Source organism: Citrobacter sp. Cm038 (genome assembly GCF_030333105.1).
Classification (GTDB): Bacteria; Pseudomonadota; Gammaproteobacteria; order Enterobacterales; family Enterobacteriaceae; genus Citrobacter; species Citrobacter murliniae.
On record NZ_JAOWGO010000016.1, the window covers coordinates 500,118 to 522,690 of the forward strand.

Below are 22,573 nucleotides of genomic sequence, written 5' to 3' on the forward strand. Positions count from 1 at the left end.
TACTCTCTTAACCACGGCGTGTCATCTGGTGACGCACCAGTAAAATAACCGGTAACGTGCCTGCTAAAACAATCATCAGCGCGGCAATTGCCCCTTCTTCATAGGTTCCGCGAGCGGCTTCTGCATACAGTAGCGTTGCCAGCGTTTCGAAATTGACAGGGCGTAAAAGTAGAGTCGTGGGCAGCTCTTTCATCGCATCGGCAAAGACCAGCAATGCACTGCTTACTATTGCTGGTCGTAGTAGCGGTAAATGGACTCGTGCAAATGTACCTGCGCCATTTTCACCCAGCAAACGCGAAGCCTGTTCAAGGGAAGGGGGGATACGACCCAGTCCGGAATCCAGCGCTCCGATGGCGATCGCCTGAAAGCGCATCGCACAGCAAATAATCAGCAGGATACCGGCAGACATGAGCGGCAAACCACGAATATCCAGTATATCGGCCAGCCAGCGGTCTACCGCCATAGCCGGCGGCAGAAAACCAATTGCCAGAATAGTGCCGGGCACCGCATAGCCCAAAGAGGCCAGACGCATCACGCCGCGACGAAAGCCTGGCATGGCGTTGTCTGCGGCACTATGACGCGCGCTCCAGGCCACCAGTAAACTGACGCAAACCACTACCAGCGTGGTTCCCGCCGCCAGCAATAGTGTATTTTGCAATGCGGAGAGCAACGAGGCGGAAAGCGGGTTCTTTTCACCTAAACGTTTGACGCTCTCCCACATTAAAAACAGTACCGGGGCAAGGAATCCCAAAATAACTGGCAGCGCAATCACTGAGCCGAGGAGCCATCCCCGCCAGCCGTGCACGCGTGTGGGTTGAATTTCTCGCAGGCTGCGGCTGCTGAATCCTTGCTTTCTGCGACCATAAAACTCCAGCGTTAGAATGAAGAAGATAAACATCAGCATCATGCAGGCGATTTGTGCAGCAGCGGATAAATCAGAACGGGAGATCCATGTGGTGTACACAGTGACCGTTAATGTTTGTACCCCGAGAAACTCCGACGCGCCAATATCGTTAAGCGTTTCCAGAAGTGCCAGACTGACACCGACTGCCAGCGCCGGACGTGCCATTGGCAGGGCTACGCGAAAGAAAGTCCCGGTTGCGCTGCACCCAAGCGTACGGGCAGCTTCCAGTAAATGGGCGGGCTGGCTGATGAACATGGCCCGGGTCGTCAGATAAACGTAAGGGTAAAGTACTAAACCGAGCAAAATAATGGCACCGGAAAGTGAACGTAGATCTGGCAGGCGGAACTGTCGTGGGCTGTCAAAGCCCAGTAAAAAACGGATGAATGTCTGCAGTGGGCCGATTGGATGCAGTAAATCGAGCCAGGCGAAGGCGACGATATAAGTCGGCATCGCCAGTGGCAACAGCAGTGCCCAACTGAGAATTTTGCGGCCTGGGAAGTCCCACGCCGTTACGGCCCACGCGCTACCAACGCCAATCACGCCCACCATCACAGCGACTCCCGCCAGCAGAAGTACTGTGTTTTTTAACGCTGAGGGCAATACAAACGCGATGAGATTATCCCAGTGAGATAAATCAGCCTGTGTAGCCTGCCAGATAAGCGCAACAATGGGTGTCAGGACACCTAGCGCAATGCATAACGCGCTAAGATGCAATGGTGTTAATAATGACTGCGGCCCGGAAACCAGGCCGCGTAACGTCGGAAACTGTAGCGATTTATTGATCGAATCCAACTTTATCTACCAGGAGGCTAGCTTGCTTACGGTACTTCACGATTTCGGTTAACGGAATTTTATCTACGTCGATTTCACCGATAGTGGCACTAATAACCGGATCGAGCGTAACGCCTTTCAGTACCGGATACTCAAAGTTTGCTTTCGCGTATTGCTGCTGAGCGGGTGCGGAAACCAGGTATTCCATCAGTTTAATAGCATCTGCTTTATTAGGTGCATAGCGGGCTACGGCTGCACCGCTGATATTGACGTGCGTGCCACCATTTTCAAAGGTTGGCTTAACGACTTTAATCGCATCGCCCCACTGACGGGCATCGCTGCCTTGTTTGGCATTTTTCATATGGCCGACGTAATAGGAGTTAGCCAGGCCAATATCACAAATACCACCGAGGATATCGCGAGCTACGTCACGGTCGCCGCCGGTGGCTTTACGTGCCAGGTTAGCTTTCACACCGCGTAGCCACTCTTCTGTTTTGGCTTCACCGTGATGTGCAATCATGGCGGCAATCAGCGCCGTGTTATACGGGTGCTGTCCGGAACGGATACACACTTTACCTTTGTATTCAGGGCTTGCGAGTTGTTCGTAATGCCAGTTATCAATTGGCAGAGACTTCTCAGCGTAAAGTACGCGTGCTCGCATAGAAAGCGCAAACCACTGGTTATCTTCACCTCGCAGATTGGCCGGGATTGCAGTCTTCAACGTTTCGGATTGCACCGGTTGTGTCACGCCAGCTTCAACTAAATCGATGAGATTTCCGGCATCGACGGTCATCAGCAGATCTGCAGGGGAGTTTTTACCTTCCGCTTTTACACGCTCAAGCATGCCATCCTTGATATAAACGGTGCTTACTTTTATACCGCTGGATTGCGTCCAGCTATCAAGCAGGGGCTGAATCAGACCCGGTTCGCGGGTGGTATAGAGTGTTAACGTATCCTGGGCGAAAGCCGGCAGGCTAACGGAGAGTACCAGGGCTGATGCAAGCGTGATACGGCGCAGTCCAGTGCGAGGCAGAGCATTCATCGTTTATATCCCAGAGTAATTGGAACGTTCAGTGAACGAGCGAGCGCTCGTCCTTTCGGCAGTCGTACAATAAATGATAATCACTAGCACTTACAATAATTGCAAAGTTGAAACGATTTACATTTACACAACTTTAATCATTGGTGTGATGTGGCATCCGGCAGGTGAAAAACTGTTGGGAAGGGTGCTTAAGGAATGAGGTTTTTAATGGCAGTAAAAAAGCAAAAAGCCTGCTTAGTTTCCTGAGCAGGCTTCTTAAATTTGGCCCCTCTGACTGGGATCGCCGTAGCCATTAACTGGCTGATTGGTAAGCTAAAACAAAAAATCGAGTTTGTCAAGACCACCAGAATGACCACCAATTTTTTCCTGACTTTTCACTGCTGTATGCGAGTTATCAACGCTATATCTGCTGCATACTCAGGCAGGAAGCAAAGGGGTATACTGAGTCAATCTTGGATAACGTCATCAGAATGATTACACAGCACCAGGGGCCAGATAAATGATGGAAGGTCAATTAATTTTCTGCTCGGACTCAATACTGCGCTTTCGCTCTGACTTTGATGAAACAACAGCAGTTCCATTGCTATCTATCCAGAAAACTATTTCAGATACCGATCCCTTTTTTCTTCTCAGGTTCTTTCGTCATACCGTGGTGATTGAACAAGGAACAACGCTGACGAATATCTTTTTTGCGATTGAACCATGGAAGGAATTGCTAACCGCTTACTTGGATCGGGATGTTGGGGCCTATATTGGCGAAGTAGGAAAACCATCCAAACTTACTACATGGGATCTTGAGTGGATTGGCATTGATCGCCGAAGTTCTGTCTACCGCGCATATCAGCGCGAGGATATGGGGGACGATGAGGATTTTACCACCTGGCTTAGTCGTGAGCGGAGCCCACTGACGAATTTGATATAGAAAGTAGCTGCGATGCTTCCGGTTTTATCAAAGGTGATAAAGAATGCTGGAGCCTTAGTGAAAATGTCCACGAAATTAAAAATCTGCCAGTGATCCTCTATAACAAGCAAACGCTGATGACCTTGCAAAAGGAGGAGCTGCTAAGAGAAAGTGTTTCTGGGGTGCATAGTACTGACCGTAGTCGTTTTGTCTGTGGTGATACCTCTTTTTCCTTCTATGAAGTGATGGAAGCTATTTTCATTAGTGGTTTGTTCTTCCATACCCCAAGTGCTGCTACAAACTGCTTTGAAGGGTTAAAAAACAGTCTTGATGGACTGGAAAATGAAACGTCGAAAGAGACTGAATCTGATCTTACTGACAGTGACGAAGAGAAACCGCTAAAAGTGGAAGTTGCCGAGGGAGCCTTTGATTCTCTGATTACCCACATGGAGTCTGAAACCGGAAACTGGCAGCTTATCAAGGAACGATGCCAAAAAGAGAGTTCTCCGCCCGTCAGGATTGGGGTTATTACACCGGCGAAGCCTCCTGAGTTGCGCTTGTGCGGAGAGATTTACCGGGATAGCGGTGAAGTTTAAGTCGTTGCTGATTTCTACAGTGGTTTTGAGGTGAAGGCTGAATTTATGTCACTGTTTCAGTGAGAAAAAAGGATCTCCAGCTATTAATCTGATATAACAGCATAGATACTGAACGAGAAAAGCCGAGGTGAGCTTTATCATGGACAATGTCGCACCTACATCGCAGCAATTTACTAGCTCACTAAGCTGCATACTGTTAAAAATCAGTAAATACCAGCCGAATTTGCATCTTACCCCTAATGAGTTTAGCTATCTGGCGGCGATGGCGATGTGGGGTATGGAGGAGTCAGATGTCGAATCAAATAGTGAGCATTACTTTGTACAATCCGGCTACGATGAGACCACATGTCACAGTATCATCCGTTACGTTGATGAAAGAATAAATGAAGATCCTAATACCTCCGATGTCCGGGTTAATAACTTTCTGAAACGAGCGCTGGAACAAGGATTGTTGTCACTGGCCGGAATGTCTGTCGCTGATGTTGGTGGAACATATCGTCTGACTCAGTTGGCACATGATTTGTTAAAACCTTTCCAGCAATCTGATGAATTAGAGGATAAAGAAACATTAAGTCAACGTTATCTGAGAATTGATCAAGAACTGTCCAGTTTAAATGCTGCCAGCGACGGAGAAAAAATTACTGATAGTGAATGGTTGGTAAAGGTAGAACTTTTTTTACCGAGCTTGAAGGATCTGCTGACGGGCGTTTTTAAAAATCAGGAATTCCTCATCTCTAAATTTCATTCAATGCGCTCCGAGATACAAACCGAAATTGGTATTTCTCTGGAAACGGAAATTCAGCAACTTCTGGAAATAATACGTACTCTGGCTGGTCAGATTAACGATTTGAGAATGTTAGTAATGAACCGTGCCGATGCGGTATTAATGCAACTGGAAATTTTGCAAAATACAGTCGTACAAAAAGGTGGAGCTCAGCGATTAAAAAATACATTATTCTCTTTGTTTGGTTCATTAATGGACGTTCGGGAATTCGCTAATCATTCCTTAAGGGATTTATCGGGATTCTTTAGCAGCGTGCTGGACCGTATACGCATCCGTATCGCGTTAGATCCCAATGCTAATCTGGGGTATTTAATCGATCGTACTATCGAGTTATTTGGTCGGTCATCATGGTCGTTAGCATTACCTTCGACCGTTAAGCTAATGCAATTACGTGAATGGGACACACCGCCGCCTCCGGCGGATAACGCGTTGTTCCTCGATGATAATGATGATGAAGAATTGGTGCGGGAGATGCCTGCGTTTCAGTTAGAGAGTTTCGCAAGGGAGTTTGTTGAAAAGGCATTAAGTGATAATAAGCCGGTGAGTAACGTTTCTGTTATCAGAAATATTTTAAGTAAATTCCCATTCAATGAGACGGATCGCTTTTGCTTGGCACAGTGCACAATAAAAGAACTGATGAAACAGAGTGACAATATTCAGGATGATATCTCCCCGGAATGGGTTTTAATGGATGAGTCAGCAAATTACGAAATCGAAGAGCAATGGCTAATTTCACAAGGTGATCTCAATGACTGAGCTTGAATCTACACAGGGTGATCAATTTAATACATTTCTGGATGTGATGAAATCACCTCTATTCCCCGTTGTGGATTATAAATTACGTAGAGGGATTAACATATTACCTGTTGATTATATGCTGTATTCATTTGTTAATCAGGCATTTAATCCGCTTAGTGAATATTACGACTGCTTGTCTTTATCTTTATGCTTTTCCAATGAATCTGTTTATTACTTACTGCCTCAGCGCCGTGGGAAAATACCCTTAGAGCGATTTAATGAGTTGCAGATGGTCACTGGTTTGATTATTGTTGCAATGGAGCTCGAAAAACAGCTTAGCCAAAAAGAGTGGTTCACAACGAACCAACTACTTGAGCGAATGAGCAATCAATTATCCGAAACCAGACTGCTGGAATTATTTCGCCGTCGTCCAGGTCAACAGACCCAATACGATTTATCTAAAATTCAGGATGAAATCAGAAAGTCGCTTATAGTATTCGATCGCTATGCCTTTATTCAACTATCTAAGGATCGGCAATCCTTCCAGACAACCCCCGCTATCTATCGTTTTATTGAACCGCTGCGAGGATTACAACAAGAGTCAGAAATTCCACAACGCTTGGCTGAACTGATTCAGGAAGGTTATCTGGTCAAAATTGATGAGACCGCGCGGGATAGTGTAGATGAAGATTTGGCAGAGAACGAGGGTTTCTCTGCCGAAGAAGAAATGGACACAACGGGCGATTTATTTTCTTCCGGGACTCATGAAGGGGAACAATTGTGAACCACTACCCTCTGATACGCAGCCTTAGTATTGTCAACATTAATGGCATTATGGCCCGAACGTTAAATCTGGTGAATCCTCACGCACTGCGTGCATCGCGACAGTATGGCGGTACCGTTTCATTGTTGGGCAATAATGGTGCGGGAAAAACGTCTTTGTTGGGCGCGTTTATGTTCAGCCAGATCCCTGATATTCGCTACATTAGCTTAGGGACGAAGGATGATTTCAAAGTTTCAACATCAATAAAAGACAGCGAAATGTTTCCACGCTTAGGGCAGCCCAGTATTGTTGCTCTGGAGATTGAGGCCCGAGGAACAGGCCACCGGCATCTGTACGTCGTTAGGGCTGAAAAAAAGACAGGAACAACATTAGATACCCAGCTATTTTGTTTGAAACTTCCCGATAGTGTTAACCCACTGGATTGTTTACTTGATCGTAAAGGACAAGTGGCTCACCCGGTAACGACAGATCAGTTACGCGATAAAGCAGCACTATTAGGATGCGCTATTCAGACATTTAAAGACCCAAATGCCTACATGTTGGCACTATTTCAGCATGGTATTTTACCCCGAGCCTGTCAGTCACCCGATGATAAATACCGTCTGGCTCAGATCCTTCATTCGGCAATGGCCGGGCGTCTGGATAAATCGATAGAAAAACATCTCAGCGCTTATTTAATGGCCCATACTCGCGGGAATATACATTCCGTAGTGAATATGGTGCATGAGTCCATGATTAAAGTCAGGCTTACACAGCAAGACCTGCAAAATTATCAAAAGGATTATCAATTTTTTAATTCATTACTTATGTGGAGCTTATCATTTTCAGCCAATACGTGGTCAGTTATTGAGAAAACGCTGGCGATGAATGATGAAGAGCGTACGACTATTCAGAGAGAAAAATATCGGATTGAACGTGAGCTGGAAAAAATTGAGGAAACCCTGAGTACCCTAAGGCGCAAGGAAGACGCCATAAAATCGGAACAGTCAATAGCGCAACAGCAGATGATTGATATTGAGCCCCGGCGGTTATGTGCTCGTGATGGTAGGATTTACTTTGATCACGAGCAAAAAGCAATTGGTGAACTGAATAAACTGGAACCGCAGTTAGAGAGTGCAGAAGAAGCAAGCAAACTCCAGCAAGGTATTGTTGATGAGCTGGAAAGAACAAAAAGTGAGAATGAAGAGAGCCAGCTACGCACTGCTAAACAGTTATCTAATGTCGTGTCGCGTTATGACATTGCTCAGAAAATGGCATCGCAATATAACCACGCAAAACAGCTCTATGATGAGATTAACCAATGGAATATGACTTTTACGCTGTCTGGATTAAGCGCATTCATTGAACAGCTCGTGAAGCAGGAAAAAGAGGCAGAAAATGCCCTCAACCATGTGGAGCGCCAATTACGATCTCATCAGAATATCCTGGATGCTTATACTTTTGCCGCAAACAGTGCACGAAAATTGGGGGATGATGTCTCTCCTCCAGACGCTCAGCGCTGGTTTAGGGAAAAAAGTGCTCAACTGGAAAAATGGCGTATCGAAGACGCTCAACTGGGTGGGTGGCAACAGCATCAAAAGACGTTACAGAACGATCATCAAAAACAGCGGCGTCTTCAGCAGCGGCTTCGCGATGCTGGCATGCTATCGTTACCATTGAGCGATGAGGATTTTTCGCAGCAACTGGCGATGCAACAAGAGCAAGAATTGCACTTAAATGAACAAAAGGAACAATTATCGCAACGTCAGACTGAAGTCCTGGAACAAATTAAGCAGCTTGATATTGATATTACACGCTATGAGCAACAGAGTCAGCAGTGGCACCAATATCAGCCATCGGTTAGCTATTTACGCACTATTTTTCCTGATGATGATTTGATACCGCAACGCTGCGAACAACTTATTCTTGACCATGCGTTACACATTAAATCACTTCGGCAGGTAGTCATTGGCTACGAAACGGAAATCAAACAATGCCAGGGGCGTCGTGATAAACTGAGTGGAAGAGAAGCCGGAAGTCTTGAGTATTTACGGACTCTTGCCGCTGACGTATCGGGAATATCGGTTGCTGAACTGTACGCAGATATAGAAGTAAAGGACGCCGGGTATTTTGAGGCAGCATTAGGGCCGTTAATGTTCGCCATACTTGTCAATGGTGATGTCGATGATGCCGCCAGACAATTGCTTACACAATACGATGAGCAATGGCCGCTTCCCGATATTTTGTTGATCAGTGTAACCCAACCTATAGACGTTTTGCGCAACGGGCCGTTCGAGTCGGAATTACTTTTTAAAGATATCACCGACGAATATAACACAGTGGAGAGTATTCTCCCGCCCTGGTGTGTTATAGATGAACCGCGATACCGCCGCATCAGCCAGATACGTTCAGAGCCCGTATTAGGTGATAAAGCTCGCGAGGCGCTTATCCTTCAATTGGACCAACAGATCCAACTGGTAGAAGAAAAGAGCGAGACGCTGGAACGTGAGATTGAAAACGTTGAACGCCACAACGAACATCTTAAGGCCGTTAGCGCAGCCCCCTCATTTATCTGGGGTGATGAACCGCCGCTGGAGGATGCACGCCGACAGCGCGGCCATCGTCTTACTGCCCTGACAGATATCGACGAAAAACACAGAAGCGTGTCCAGTCAGTGGAAAAAAAGTTGGGGTCTCTTGCAGGCGCTACAGGAATGTGAGCCAGACAGTAAAATCCTGTTTCGGGATTTTCCTCAGGAGCTGGCCGAGATTGCTGATCAGATTAAGCGGGCTGAAGCAGCCGGGCGTGATATCAAACGCTATCAGTCGTTAATTAATCAGATAGAAAAAGAGTATCCATTACTACGGGAAGAATACCCGGAGAATATAGCGCAAGTACGCCAGCAGGTTGAGCAGAACGAGAAAACCTGGCAAACCTCTGCAATGCGAGTTCGGTTAGTGAAAGAGTTAGACAGAGTTCGTGCTCACCTTAGCCCGGAATATGTTAATGCTCAGAAAATACTTAAAGATGAAGCACAAGCGCAAATCCTCTTATCAGGCGATCAAAAACGACTGGAGCAGGACGGCGAACGGATTAAACAAGAACTCACAACTGCAAAAAAAGAGTTAGCTGAAAAAGATAAGTTTTATTCAGAATTGACATCCGCGATTACTCGCTACCGCCAGAATCGTGATGATGCTAAAAATGACCTGGATAATTTGCCGTTTCCTTACACATTTGGCCTAGAAACTAACCTTGCCTCACAACTGGCGCATTTACAAAGCCAACTTGAAAAACTGAATAACAATTTAAGAGAGTGCAATACAAAAACTAATGAGATGCATAACCAACGCTCAAACGAAGAATCACAACTGAAAAGTCAAAATGACAAACTTACTGCCCTGGCAGAAAAAATTGAACAAATAACTCAGCAGCGCAACGGAATTATAAGCGCATTAAAAGCCGATGGCTCTTATGGTGAGCTGGAACCGGCAATGCGCGAAATGCTGATAAATGGCGAAGCATCATCACCGGTAGTGCCTTTGCTGGTCGACCAACAACTACTGACTCAACTGACCAGACTAACTATTGAATATTCTATTTCTTCAGCCGATCCCTTCATGCAGCAATTAGCGTCCTGCGGTCAGAATACATCTGATATCGCTGAAGTTTGTGCCACGCTTTATAGCCGCGCCGTCGCGCTTTTCCGCCGCCGCGCCCGACAGGATATCCAGCGCACCACACAGCCTCGGGAAATGCTGCTGGCATTGTCTCAGGCGGCGAAAGATGCACAGAGGATGCTGGCGGAAACCGAGGCTTCGTTCCAGATGCGCCGGGATGAACTGGCCGACGCGCTATCGCGCCGCATAAACGATGAAAAAAGGGCGATAAGCCGGTTAAGCGCAGAACTTACCGGAATTGGCTTTGGGCAGGTTGCCAGTGTGCGTCTGGAGGCCAGGACGGTTAAACATTTTCAGGATACTCTGAACGCGCTTAAATCAGGAGGTTATGGCATGGACGATCTCTTTTCCACGGCAGGAACCGTTACCGAAGCGTTGGCAGGCCTGTATAAAAAGATCAATCAACATGAAATTGATGGTTCACATTTGCTGGATCACCGTAACTACTTGGACGTAAAAACGCTAATACAGCGTCGCGGTGCAGAGCAGTTTGAACTACTGAACGCTTCCAGCCTGTCAACCGGGGAACGAATCGGCTCCGGGCTGGCAGTGCTGATTGCCGTGCTCAGGCACTGGGGACGCAGCTCTCACGGCAATAAAGAGCCGTTCACTTTGCCGTTGGTGATGGATGAGGTTTCTCGTCTGGATGCCGCCTCTCAGGCGACAGTCCACGAACTGGCGGTAAGAACCGGGTGCCAGATGTTGGTTGCGGCCCCGGAAACGTTAGGGAAAATTACCGGAACCGGCTATCAGTTGGTGCGCACAGTCAGAACAGAGAACACGGGGGCCAACGGGCAAAGCGTTACGCGGCATCAGGTGAAAATTACCGGGGTTCGCGACGCCCAACAGTTGCCGTTTGACGTTGATAGCTATCTGGCTACAGCAGAGAGTGATGAGGTGAAAGCAATTTAATGCATCAGGAACTGTTTCAGTTAGGTTTCCCGGTCAGTGAGCTTGGCTATATCCTTCAGCAACTGAAAGAACGGCAAATGATGACCGAAAATGCTAAGGAAAAGTCGCTACGAAATTATCTGGCTGAACTGGGTATTATCATCCCTTCCACGCGCAATCGCTGGCGGCTGGTGGAAAGTGGACGCCTGGAAATTCTGCTCGCACAGGTGCAGCAACAGATACAACAACAGATCATTGGCAGAAAAGAACATCGTCCGGCTATCCCTCGCCGAATGCAGAGGATCCACCACAAATCAGCGTCGGCATGGCGGGGTAACAGTAAAGCAGGTCTGAGCCAACCCTTAGCCAAAGGGCAGACCGTTACCTATGATGACGTCCTACGACTTCGTAGCCAGGGGACGGAGCTGCGGCTAACGTTTACCTGCAATAACAGGGAAAACGTTCTGTTTGCCGATGATGAGAGTCAATGGCGTTCGGAGTGTTGTTTGCCAGAACGAATGCTACTTGATTTGCTCTCTGTGGATCTGTCATCGGCGCAACTGATCATGACCGTCGAAAATTTAGGGGCTTATGTTGATATGCCGCTTGTCGATGGTTTGATACTGATTTTTGCTCCCGGCCTGAATTATCAACCCGCCTGCCGGTGGGTTTCTCAATACGGAAAGGATATACCCTGGGTACATTTTCCCGATCTTGATCCGAATGGACTGACGATTGCCCGGCAGCTATCCCACTCATTGGCCCGACCCTGCCGGATCTGGTTACCGGACTTTTGGCCGTCAGCACACCAGGTTAATGACATGATTGGGGCCGAAAAGCATGCCTGGGATACCGCGCCGAATTGCCCTCAACTTAGGCAATTAATGCAGGAACAGCGCTGGATTGAACAGGAGGTGCTGGTTGTGGATTATCGGTGTATTGCAGCGATACAGAGGTTGGTCAGTCATTCAGGTGATGAAATAGCACTTATCGAATTGACGGAAAACTCAATTTGATAAGATGTGTAGAAAAAGAAGAAATTAGACTTGTAAAATTTATAAGGAATAATTTTATGATTGACAGATTAGAGCTTACAAAAAATGTCCAGTTTTATGATCTTAAAATACCTCCCGATAATGAGGAAAGGAGAATTACAAATGACGAAATTCTGAATATCCTGAATGCTGCCGATGATAATATTGAACCAAATTCTGAGTATCTGATAAATGATTTCAGGACGGAAAGAAGTTTGATTGATGCCGACGTTAACTTTATTTATTCTCTGCGCGTTTTCCCTACACTAAGACCTGTCTATTTTATGGGGGAAGCTGAAGGCGGTGAGAGTTTTTACGATACAATATATGCGTTCATATTGGTTTTGGAATTTGATAACAGCATTTCCATAATAAAAAAGAGCTGTGCAAATATATCTGATAAATTAGAGAAAGATTTTAATTTAATCACAAGTCACTCATTGGCAGGAACTTTTAATGATTCTGATGTTTCATTTCAGAAAATATCCACGCGAAGCATGACGAATTCGGATAAAGCTATCAGGAGTCGCTCTTTTGAATCATCAGATCTTAAGGGGGCTTTTTCTACACATGCTGCTGGCAGATCTATACCTTACTATTTGAAACTTCGACAAGGCCCAACAATTAAGACAATATCAGGCAGTGGCAGATTAGTTGAAGCATCACAAAGAATTAGTTTCGATGATATTGCCTCATGGTCTTACAATCAATTATGCCTTGTCAGACAAGGTGGCGGTGTCAAAGACTTTTTAAGTTACTTTGCACAACAGAAAGAATTAAATGAAGTCATGGCATCAACTCAGCCGAACGCACTCCTCATTGAAAGTACAGCTTTGTATGAAAAAATAGAGTCTGAAGGGCTAAGGATTAAATATAAACTTCCTGACGGTGACGATTGTTATCTATCTGAGAAGAAGCTTAATAAGCTTTTTCAAAAACTCGAGAAAGTATATGGAATTAGAGATGACTTGACGCTTGATTCAGCTATTGGTAGTGCAAAAATAAAAAGGAATAATAAAACGCTTACAATAGAGTCAACTATCCTTAGACGGTTAAAAGTTGTAGCGAATGGCAAAGAGGCTACGCTCCAGAGTTTCATCTTTAAAAATGGATTCTATAGTATAACATTTCAGGATCCTCGATATATGTATTTTATGGGGAATTGTTTCGAGGATGCGTCAGGAATTTCAGAAATAAATAGCATTCTGGACATTCTTATGCCTGTTGACAATATGGATAAGGTATTAAGTGAAAAAGGGACTTTTACAAAACTGAGTACTAAATTCTCTGTTGAATCAATGTTTGATTTGGTCGAAGAAATTCATAAGAATGATGACTATATATTTTGCGATGATCTGGGGAACGAATGGGCTGACCACATAACTTTTAATAAACAAGATTCCTGCATCAGTTTCATTCATTCAAAACATGGCTCGAAGACTACGTCAGCAAGCAAGTTACATGATGTTGTCGGACAGGCAATTAAAAATCTGGGGTATATGTATTTTAGTGCGTCGGATCTTTTAGATAAAGTTAAAAATAAACTAAAGAAAAATTATGTAAATAACAATACCGGAACCAAGATCAAAAAAATAAGAAAAGGCGATACAAGAAAACTCAAAAAGTATCTTGATGATTTATCAAAAGATGTCAAATTGCACAGAAAATGTATTTTGAGCTGTTCATTTATTTCAAAAAGCGAAGTTAAGCGTGAGTTTGGTAAATTACGACGTAATCAGCCAGTAAAGCCGCATGTGATACAACTTTTATGGATACTGTCTTCTTTTTCTCATGCGGTTAAAGAAGTTAATGCAGTACCAGTAATATATTGTGCAAAATGATTTTTCATACCAGTACAAATATGATATTGCTCAGTTACATGTCTTTTTTATAGCTGAGCAATAAAATATCCATAAGATTTTATTTTTCTTTGATTAACATAACACCGGAATAATCAAACAGATAACGCTTATTGTAGTGTGACTATTTCATTTAAAATATAATTTATCAGGAATTAATTGATATTATACTCTTTAACACCTGACTTTTCCAATAAAGCATAAATATCTGATAGTTTTTGGCGTTCGCCCCGCTCAGAACAAAAAGAGAACACAGCCCTTTGCTTTGCCCGAGATAAAGCGACAAAAAATGTCGCCATACTTTCTGTATTGCCTGACTGGTGAGACCACCACGCATTGTCATCCAACCCTATAAAAATAATAGTATCAAATTCAAGTCCTTTACTCTTATGAATAGTCATCAGAGGTATATGATCTACTCCATCAAACTCATCCACACAGCCTTGCCAGTTACTGGTATTGCTGACACATTGTAAAAAATGAATTTCCAATGCTTCTAGCGTAATATTTAAAAGATCACCAGTATTATATCAGCTAAACGCTTTACGCATATCGGAAGGGGATATAAATGAAATAATGAGATCCATGACGGAGTGAGCAGTCGTTGTGCTGTAAGGTTGCTCAAGAAGAGCTTGCATAGAATGTTTTAAATTAACAAGTTGATTTTCTATTGTTTTGTGCGCGCGGATATCATCTGGCAAAGTATCTCTTAATTGTTCAATACTTGAGTATACCTGTCCCCAGATCCGTGGTTCTTTTTGCCCGATCACAAACCTAAGTAGATTTGAAAAAAGAATGGTGAATTCTTCTGCCAGCAAATCCTGAAGTGTTGTGTTGCCAATTTTAATACTTTCATTTCTTAGTTTTAAATGATAATTAATCAATGGCTGATTTAATTGATCATAATAATTTTCTGGTTTTTGTCGCGCTAAAATAGCATAATCACGAGGCCGCAGTTCTCTTGACTGCATATTCCGACTTATCCATTTGGCAATATAATTCACCTCCAACGCAACAGAGTGACTATTCAGAATAAAAGCACATCCTTTATCTATTCTTTGGGGAACTTTTGTATGGACCATACAAACGTCGTGTTCAATTTCCCTTGCAACAATATGCTGGAGTCTGACTAATTCTGGCGATGAGCGATGGTTTAACTGTAACTGGTATCGGGTAGCAGAAAAATCATGCTCAAACTGATGAAAAGCATCTGTTTTGGCACCGGCCCAACCCATGATCCGCTGTTTATAGTCCCCAACAGTGGTTATCGTGGTCTTTGCCTGACCAAAAGCAGACAGTAGAAAATCGTACTGACCATAGGTTGTGTCCTGAAATTCATCTACAAAAACAAAAGGATAAGTTGCCTTTAATGCCCGCAGAATATGGATATTAGAGCGAACAATATACTCAGCTAACCGATTGATCGTCATAAATGACAGTGCTGATTCTTCTTCGTTCTCGTTTTTTATTTGCTCGCGAAGCCACCAGAACACCAGATAATGTTTGATTGATTGTGGTGGAGACATATTTTCCGGAATTCGATATGAACCAACAACATGAGACTCAAATGAAGCGGCGTCCATATGGCGGGTTTCGTATTCAATATCTCTGGCATCACTGGATGATACGCGGTGCTGTCGTCGCGCCCAGAACTGGGCAACATCTCTCTTATTGGGATAACTGATGCTGTACTTTTTTGACGGTCTCCATTCCTGCGGAAGCGCTAATCTGAAACGATCAACCAGACTCTTGGTGAAAGCATCGAATGTCATCGAAACCAGACGGTGACTCAGTTCCTCAGTGCAACGTAACTTAACCCGGTCAGCGAGATTTTTTGCTGCGTCAGTTTTAAAGGAAATGGCCAAAATTTGTTGGCTCGGTGGGCAAATCCCGGTTTCCAGTAAATAGGCTGCTTTTTGGGCCAGAAACTCTGTTTTTCCCGCACCCGGTCCGGCGATAACGCTTACAGAACCGGGTGTTCTTAAAGCATTCCATGCGTTGGGTTCCAGATCATCAATCCCTTTCGGACGCCATTGCTCAGGGGAAATGAATTTCATTGCTGGCTGCCCCGATTGCTTAAGTGGTGTTGAAGAGTTAGGACAAGAGCTTTTAGCTCATCAGGCGCATTTTGTGCCAGTTGATCCGATGGGATCTGGCTCAATACCCTAATGTGCGTACTGGGCTTTCCACGTCCCAGAAATAAATAACGATACCAGCGAAGAATATGAATATCATTGGCGTAGAGTGCAGGTATTCCCTCATTCCCTAAGACGGCATCTCTGGGATCTCCCGCCGTTGAAGGCCCACTAGCGTTTTCCTCTGGCGGTACCTGATAGTAACCAGAAAATGCTTTTAGCATTGAGTAATCGATATCTAATGGGCTTGAAAAGAATATATTAAAGCGTCTCAGAAAATCGACCCAGCTATCGATATGTGTTTTGTTGTCGTGAGAAAAAGAATCAAATGCTAATAAATTTTGCTCATATCCATACGGATTAACTTCATTAAATATATTTTGAGGTGCAACCCCAAAGTCAATCATTTGAGCAATAACATTTTTAATCCTGCCCCAGCCACCCCCATGCCGTCCCCAATCCAAATCAAGCAACGTGATAAAGGGGATCTGCAAATCATTGAGCAATCGCCACATATGGTTGACGTGTCGCCCTCCGAGTGGAACCATCGCGACAAAAGATCGGTCAATAGGAGTCCCTATCGCTCCAGCTACGGCTGGCAGAATGACCTCCTCTGAAGCACCTTCACCCAAAACCACCACTTTAGCAAAATAAAGTTCAGGCCAGGCGCGTACTGCCTGCTGGATATATTTTGCGGCCTCATTATCTTCTTTGGGTAATGTCAGCGCTCTTACAATAGTGTTCTTTGAAACTACGTCTAACCGGAAATGCCTTATCTGAGTTGGGGCTATTCGAGCCAGAATGCTGGATGAATGGCTTGAGATAATGGCTTGTGCATGAATGTTTCCTGTCAGCTCATTAAGTTGACTAACGATGCGGGACAAATAATGTGGTGAAAGATTATTTTCCGGTTCCTCAAGCGCCAATAAGGTTAGTGAGGGCAATGGCAAGTCATCGTAGAGAAACGCAGAACGTCTTGAATTTAGCCGGATTTCCCTTTCAACATCAAGCGTTGCCGAAGTCATGGCGATATGAAAAAGAGAACTTTGCCCATCGCTTAACTCTTCGATGCTGCGATCTCTGCCGCTTTCATCAGGGTGCAACAAAACATCCACTTTCCTGACAAACTCCTCAAAACGGACATCAACAGGTCGAAATTTAGGTGTGCTGTCGGTACCGGCTGAATGAAGCTGTTGCCAGCGTTGCGTCAGCCTTCCCGTGATAGCATCGATTGCCGACTCACTTTCGAAGGCACTATTAAGCTCGTGCGCTTTTTCAGCGAATGATGCCCGAACTTGCGTTGACCAGTTAATGGCCTTCCATAACCGCCCTTTAAGAAACGAGGAGACCTGCGCAGTTGCCGAACGGGTAGCAGGGATATAGATAAGCTGGATTTTTGCACGATCGGCGGGGCGCACCTTGTGGAAATCCGAATCATCAGGTTCATCATTACCCCAGCTCGTTATGGCATGAAACTGGCTGGTTACATAACCGTCGATGGTTCCATCATCATCCCATTGGGAATCTAACCGTAAACGACATTTAAGCCTCCCATTCTCATCTGCGATGCTCATACTTCTGAAAAACTCCGGTATGGCCGAATGGTCTCCTTGTGCGTCATCCAGTTCAGGAAAAACTATAATGGCTTCTAATGATAAAGTACGAGTGTTGGGTAAATCGGCTTCTGTGGACGGAACATGGAAATCCTGACGGGAGATAGTTCGCTGTTCACTGGTCACGCCGAATAGCCGCTGGAGCGCTTGTAGGACTGCTGTTTTGCCCGTACCATTTGCGCCAATCAGCGTTGTTAACATGGGATCAAGCTTGATTTGTTGGCCCTGGGGGCCAAAACTACGAAAATTGGTCAGTTTCACTGATTCAATCAATATACCGGCTTTCCTGCAATAAGTCCTGATGGCGATATCATACATAACCACATGATAATCAGACATATATTTTATGTCTGCTATAGCCAACTAGGCATTGCCGATATGTCAAATTTGAGAAAGCTCACATTATTGGCATATGCCGGTTTTTTACACAATTCACTCATTCAGAACGGGATAAAATCGACTTATGGGCCGGTACCAGTTTGGGGGCAGTCAGATCAAGACCAATAACAATTAATTGCAGCGCTTTATTTTCAGACATGATTTTATTTGCCTTAGCATTGAGATAGTTGATTAAATCTTTAAAATACAAACGATCCCGGGAACCGGGTTTTTGCCAGTATTTTTTGTCGCCATTATAGGTCAGCAATAAACATCCGGTCTTACAACCGTCATATCTTAAATATTGCCCAACCAGTTGATGTTCCAGTGCTCGCTCAAAATCAGCGATGTTCCACCTATCATCCGCCAGTTTCAGTTCAATCACAGCCTTATGCTTTCCACACGGGCTGATAAGACGGATGTCAGTCTTTTTACCGTCGGCGACCTCACTTTCCCGCACGACAGAATAGGCGGATTTAGCGGCGGCTTCTAAACGCCACGCCAGTGTAGGCTGCATGTGCGCTTCAAGTTTCACTGTACGAAGAATAGCCCGATCGGTGAAGTCGCTATGGGATAAAGCATACTGCAAATCATGCAGTCGAGTGACCATTACCTGATACAGTGATTTCTGGCTATGGGGTGGTTGTTCTAAATGACTTTCCAGCTCCAGTACACCACCTTCTGTCAAAGAAGATTCGTCTGAATTCAGTGCAGCTCTTTCCCGGGCGAGATATTCAAGCCGTTCTTTTGACAAACGGCAGTGTGGCTTTTTGGCAATTCGTAAAAGTTCGAATATTGCCTTATCATCCCGGGTATTCAGAAGCCGATCCAGCAGTGCCCCGCGTGCTTCTTCTGCTCTGTCCCGGGCGTCAGGCGTATAAACATCATCATGTTCCTGGTCATCTTCACGCCTGATAAACTGGTATGCAATATTCAGTAGCTTCCCGGCCAGGGAAATTTGTTGTGAAGGGTCATTATCATCAAACAGCGAACGATGCCTTCGTGAAGCGCGATGTGAAAACAAGGCGGCGTAGAGTCCTGTAATATACTGATCTTTGTCCCGACATTTCCTGAGCATTTTTTGGAAAATTTCCATACCCGTATCAGGTGAGAAAATAAAAGCATATTTCAGGAATAAATAACACCCGGAATTATAGGGGGCTGTTTTATAAAAACCAGCACAATTTTGGGCAATAAATTTCCGGCTATCGTCTGGAATAACATCAGCTAAAGATGTTAAAAGTTTCTCAACCGAAAAGAGTATATTTTTTCTAGCGCATTCTTTGTTATTTAACAGATAGCAGTTAGCCGCCTTTAATAAGTCGTCGGATAATAACTTTCGTAGCGAGATGTCAGCACTGGAAATCTGGCTGATTATCGGGATGTAATTATCATTATCAATGTAATGAATCGCATCCTGAAGCGCGATGCCAATGACCTCCTTTACAATATCAGGGAATGAAATAGCCAGCTCACAGATGAATGGTGCGAAGTTATTGCGTGATAATGTCGCGTATTTTATAGCCAGTGATGCTTCGTCATGACTGAGCATTTTCTCCCATCCCTGAGATTCACTTTCAATAAATAATCCCGTGAATGCAATAATTTCGCTCTGCGTTAATGAATTTTTATGTTCCCGATCTCTGGTGTGCCACAATTGCGTGGGGGTATTCCGCCAGTATTGTTGAAAAGATTTTTCAATTTGTTTCACACAACTATCATTAAAAGAAGTATGGAGTAGTTTATTATCCCAGAAGTCCTCAGGTGAATAGCCTCTATGCGTATTTTGCATGATATCCACAATACGCTTCAATACTGAATATTGCCCATCCCCGGAAAGAGTCCATGTGATATCAGTTGTAAATGTATCGTACCAGTTCAGCCATTCCTCTATTTTTTTATTCTTTTTCTCTTTTTCTGTTTTTTGTCTGATTCTCTCTTCTTCCTCACGAATTTCTTGTCTGCGGATATATTCTGCGTTGTCAGATCTCGGTTTTACTCGCTCACAGGCTATGGATAGTAATGCCTTATCATCGTTAATCGCATTTGTTAATGGCTCCTGGAATTCCGGAAGATTATCGATTAGCGGCGTGAACTGAAACAGAAATTTCAGTAATATTGTTCGCGACTGTGGGAACGATTTATTGCCCAGCAATGAAATCATCCACGGTAAGTCATCTTTCCCAAAATCGGATAACACGCTGTATTCCTTGAGTTGAAAGGCATCAATATCATGCTTAACAACGTGTGCTAACAAATGCCATTCGGTAAGAAAAATGACTTCCCGAATAGTGGTTATGCTGTTTAGTACACTCTTAATGGCAGAGAGTTCATCATTGATATAATGGGACTCCGCTTTGCTAAACAAACGGCAAACTATACATGCGAAAATGAGAGATTCATCGTCAGGGTTAACGTTACAGACTAACTGTCTGGCGCAAATCTTAGCCAGTGTGCGGGTTAAATGTCCGTACTGGCTTTCAGGATAGTAATGCCCGGTCTCTTCGAAATTATCAAGGATAAGCAATGCGATCCGATCCCGAAAAGCAATCGCAGCATCAGAATCAGGCACTATCTCTGCGGCTACATTATATAATGCCCATTTAAAACCGTTGGTTGAACCGTTCGGCTCTGCTGTTCGCTTTATTAGCGCCAATAAATCATCAATGGAAAGCAACTGAGGAAAAAGTTCTTCGGCGAAATGGAAAATGAACTTATCAGGCCATAATTCAGAAACATTTATTACATCATGTACTATTTTCTGTTGAAGCGTTAAATCATTGGTTGCCGCGATAGCTTTTATGGCGACGATCCTATCGGTAATGTCAATGTTTGAATCATAGACGGTGCGTTCCAGCAACTCATTGCAATCCTGAAGTTTCCCCGTCCAGATAATTTCCAGCAGTAATTCCCTGACATCTTCATTCGGATACCCTTCAGCCCATAATTGCTTGATCACTGGCTGAAGTTCCGGGTGTGAAAATCGCGCCACCTGCATCAATGGAATATTGATCCCCCTTGACAAGCCATGCTTATAGTGTGAAACAAAACTTTTTAGCAATTCTGAACGGACTTCAACTGGCAGGGAGCCAGGATCGCCCAATAAAAGTAAAACCTCTGGTGCTCTGTGTGTCAGTTCTTCTCGCACGTCACGGTCCCAAAGCGATAACCATGCCGCTACCGGGCGCATAGAGGGGACAACAACAGAAAAGTTACAGCGCTCTGAAAATAATAAATTAAAACACGCGCCGATCGACATACCTTTATCTTTCAAATGCCGCAACCGGCAGGCGGCCAGATATTCCTGTACTGAGCGGTGATGAAAGCGGACGCGCTCGTAGGTGGCAGGTTCAAAAATAGCCAACCTGAGGAGTGCGTTAATATCTTTGGGCAACCAGTCAGTTAATATTTTCGCAGGATTTAGTGAAAGGCCATCGGTTACAGATGATTCAACAATAGTGATAGTGTACTTCCGCGTCAGGCTCATCGCCAGCGCCAGTCGCTCCACAGCATCCCGTATTTCACGCGGGGATTTTATTACCAGCTCACAACGCTCATAATTTTCTGTTAATTTGTTTTTAATATCTGCTTCATGCAGGACTAATTCAGAGTCAAACTGCTTATGGGTATTCCAGTATGCAATCAGTGAGAGTAAATCTTGTGGGCGGCTGGCGAAAACTTCGGCGTTCAGGGCATGAAGCTGTTGCAGGAAACGTTCCGGTTCAGAAACAATAGATCCATGGGTAAATTTTTTTATTTGCTGATTAGTCATCGGGCGCATATGAAAACAATGGACCTGATAATATTCCTCAGCTTCTGGCTCCAGTCCCTTTTCCAGTTCTTCCAGCGGATCGTTGTGGACTGGCTGGCTGAACCAGCCGGAAACTATGTCCTTAAAAAATTCGCGTCCGGATTTATGTGATGCGGGCATTATCTGATTTTCTGTATGCGAATTAACAGGTAGCCATTGTTCTAGAAGATCTGAGTCGTAGTTATTCCAGTCACTGGGGCGACAGGAGATTATCAGCCGAACTCTGGAAAGATTTTTTTCTAACTGCGGACGTAATTTCCGCAATAGTTTTTCAAACTTATCGCCTTTTAACTTTAATTCATCGACAGCATCCAGAAAGAAGTAAGCGTGTTCGGAACGTTTTTCCCATTGTTCAAATCGGGCTTTATCATCAGGGGGCAGTATATCTACTATGCGCTCTTCTGTTAGCGCTTCTGTCGGGATAACAAATGAAAACTGACCCGCCTGATGCAGCTTTATTGACTGTTCCTTCATTTCCCGGGATTTTCCCATTCCGGCCTCAGCCAGAATGATAACTCGTGAATATTTCAATAGCTCATTCCAGCCTGCGCTTCCGTTATCCTCAAACCAGTCAACGTAGATCTGCTTAGGGATCTCTTCCAGTGGATTGGTGTGCTTATAAAAACGCCGATCTACGTCGATATAATTAGCCATATTTTTCCTTGCTGAAAAT

Annotated in this window: 11 protein-coding genes and 1 pseudogene; 6 read left to right on the forward strand and 6 right to left on the reverse strand. The window is 44.5% G+C overall.

Going from position 1 to position 22,573, the window contains the following annotated elements; genetic code table 11:
- Nucleotides 1–7: 7 nt before the first annotated feature.
- On the reverse strand, nucleotides 8–1,696 hold the full coding sequence (locus OGY01_RS04630; RefSeq protein ID WP_045444400.1) for an ABC transporter permease: 1,689 nt from the start codon (nucleotides 1,694–1,696) through the stop codon (nucleotides 8–10).
- Nucleotides 1,680–2,717, reverse strand: a complete 1,038-nt coding sequence (locus OGY01_RS04635) for an extracellular solute-binding protein (protein WP_048221163.1) — start codon at nucleotides 2,715–2,717, stop codon at nucleotides 1,680–1,682. The genes OGY01_RS04630 and OGY01_RS04635 overlap by 17 nt, the downstream gene beginning before the upstream one ends.
- Before the next feature lie 502 nt (nucleotides 2,718–3,219).
- On the opposite strand from OGY01_RS04635, the pseudogene OGY01_RS04640 reads away from it, so the two are divergent.
- The 6 genes and pseudogenes from OGY01_RS04640 to OGY01_RS04665 all read left to right on the forward strand — a co-directional run bounded on the left by OGY01_RS04640 (nucleotide 3,220) and on the right by OGY01_RS04665 (nucleotide 13,945).
- Nucleotides 3,220–4,214: pseudogene (locus OGY01_RS04640) on the forward strand (hypothetical protein).
- 139 nt (nucleotides 4,215–4,353) lie between these two features.
- On the forward strand, nucleotides 4,354–5,754 hold the full coding sequence (locus OGY01_RS04645; protein WP_286492510.1) for a hypothetical protein: 1,401 nt from the start codon (nucleotides 4,354–4,356) through the stop codon (nucleotides 5,752–5,754).
- Nucleotides 5,747–6,520 (forward strand): chromosome partition protein MukE, encoded by a 774-nt coding sequence (locus OGY01_RS04650; RefSeq protein ID WP_286492512.1) that lies wholly within the window; start codon nucleotides 5,747–5,749, stop codon nucleotides 6,518–6,520. The genes OGY01_RS04645 and OGY01_RS04650 overlap by 8 nt, the downstream gene beginning before the upstream one ends.
- Nucleotides 6,517–11,091: a chromosome partition protein MukB gene (gene mukB, locus OGY01_RS04655; protein WP_286492514.1), complete on the forward strand. Its 4,575-nt coding sequence runs from the start codon at nucleotides 6,517–6,519 to the stop codon at nucleotides 11,089–11,091. The genes OGY01_RS04650 and mukB overlap by 4 nt, the downstream gene beginning before the upstream one ends.
- Entirely contained in the window at nucleotides 11,091–12,086 is a 996-nt protein-coding gene (locus tag OGY01_RS04660) for a Wadjet anti-phage system protein JetD domain-containing protein (protein WP_286492516.1), read from the forward strand. The genes mukB and OGY01_RS04660 overlap by 1 nt, the downstream gene beginning before the upstream one ends.
- Before the next feature lie 56 nt (nucleotides 12,087–12,142).
- A complete protein-coding gene (locus OGY01_RS04665) occupies nucleotides 12,143–13,945 on the forward strand; it encodes a hypothetical protein (protein ID WP_286492517.1) in 1,803 nt (600 codons plus the stop codon).
- Nucleotides 13,946–14,118: 173 nt separating this feature from the next.
- On the opposite strand, the gene OGY01_RS04670 is transcribed toward OGY01_RS04665, so the two are convergent.
- From OGY01_RS04670 to OGY01_RS04685, 4 genes are all read right to left on the reverse strand, one after another.
- On the reverse strand, nucleotides 14,119–14,400 hold the full coding sequence (locus tag OGY01_RS04670) for a 3'-5' exonuclease (protein WP_286492518.1): 282 nt from the start codon (nucleotides 14,398–14,400) through the stop codon (nucleotides 14,119–14,121).
- 93 nt (nucleotides 14,401–14,493) lie between these two features.
- A complete protein-coding gene (locus OGY01_RS04675) occupies nucleotides 14,494–16,020 on the reverse strand; it encodes a UvrD-helicase domain-containing protein (RefSeq protein ID WP_286492519.1) in 1,527 nt (508 codons plus the stop codon).
- The gene (locus tag OGY01_RS04680) at nucleotides 16,017–18,050 is read right to left on the reverse strand and encodes an ATP-dependent nuclease (protein ID WP_286492521.1); all 2,034 of its coding nucleotides are present in this window, start codon (nucleotides 18,048–18,050) and stop codon (nucleotides 16,017–16,019) included. The genes OGY01_RS04675 and OGY01_RS04680 overlap by 4 nt, the downstream gene beginning before the upstream one ends.
- Before the next feature lie 97 nt (nucleotides 18,051–18,147).
- A complete protein-coding gene (locus tag OGY01_RS04685) occupies nucleotides 18,148–22,554 on the reverse strand; it encodes an NACHT domain-containing protein (RefSeq protein WP_286492523.1) in 4,407 nt (1,468 codons plus the stop codon).
- Nucleotides 22,555–22,573: the final 19 nt, after the last annotated feature.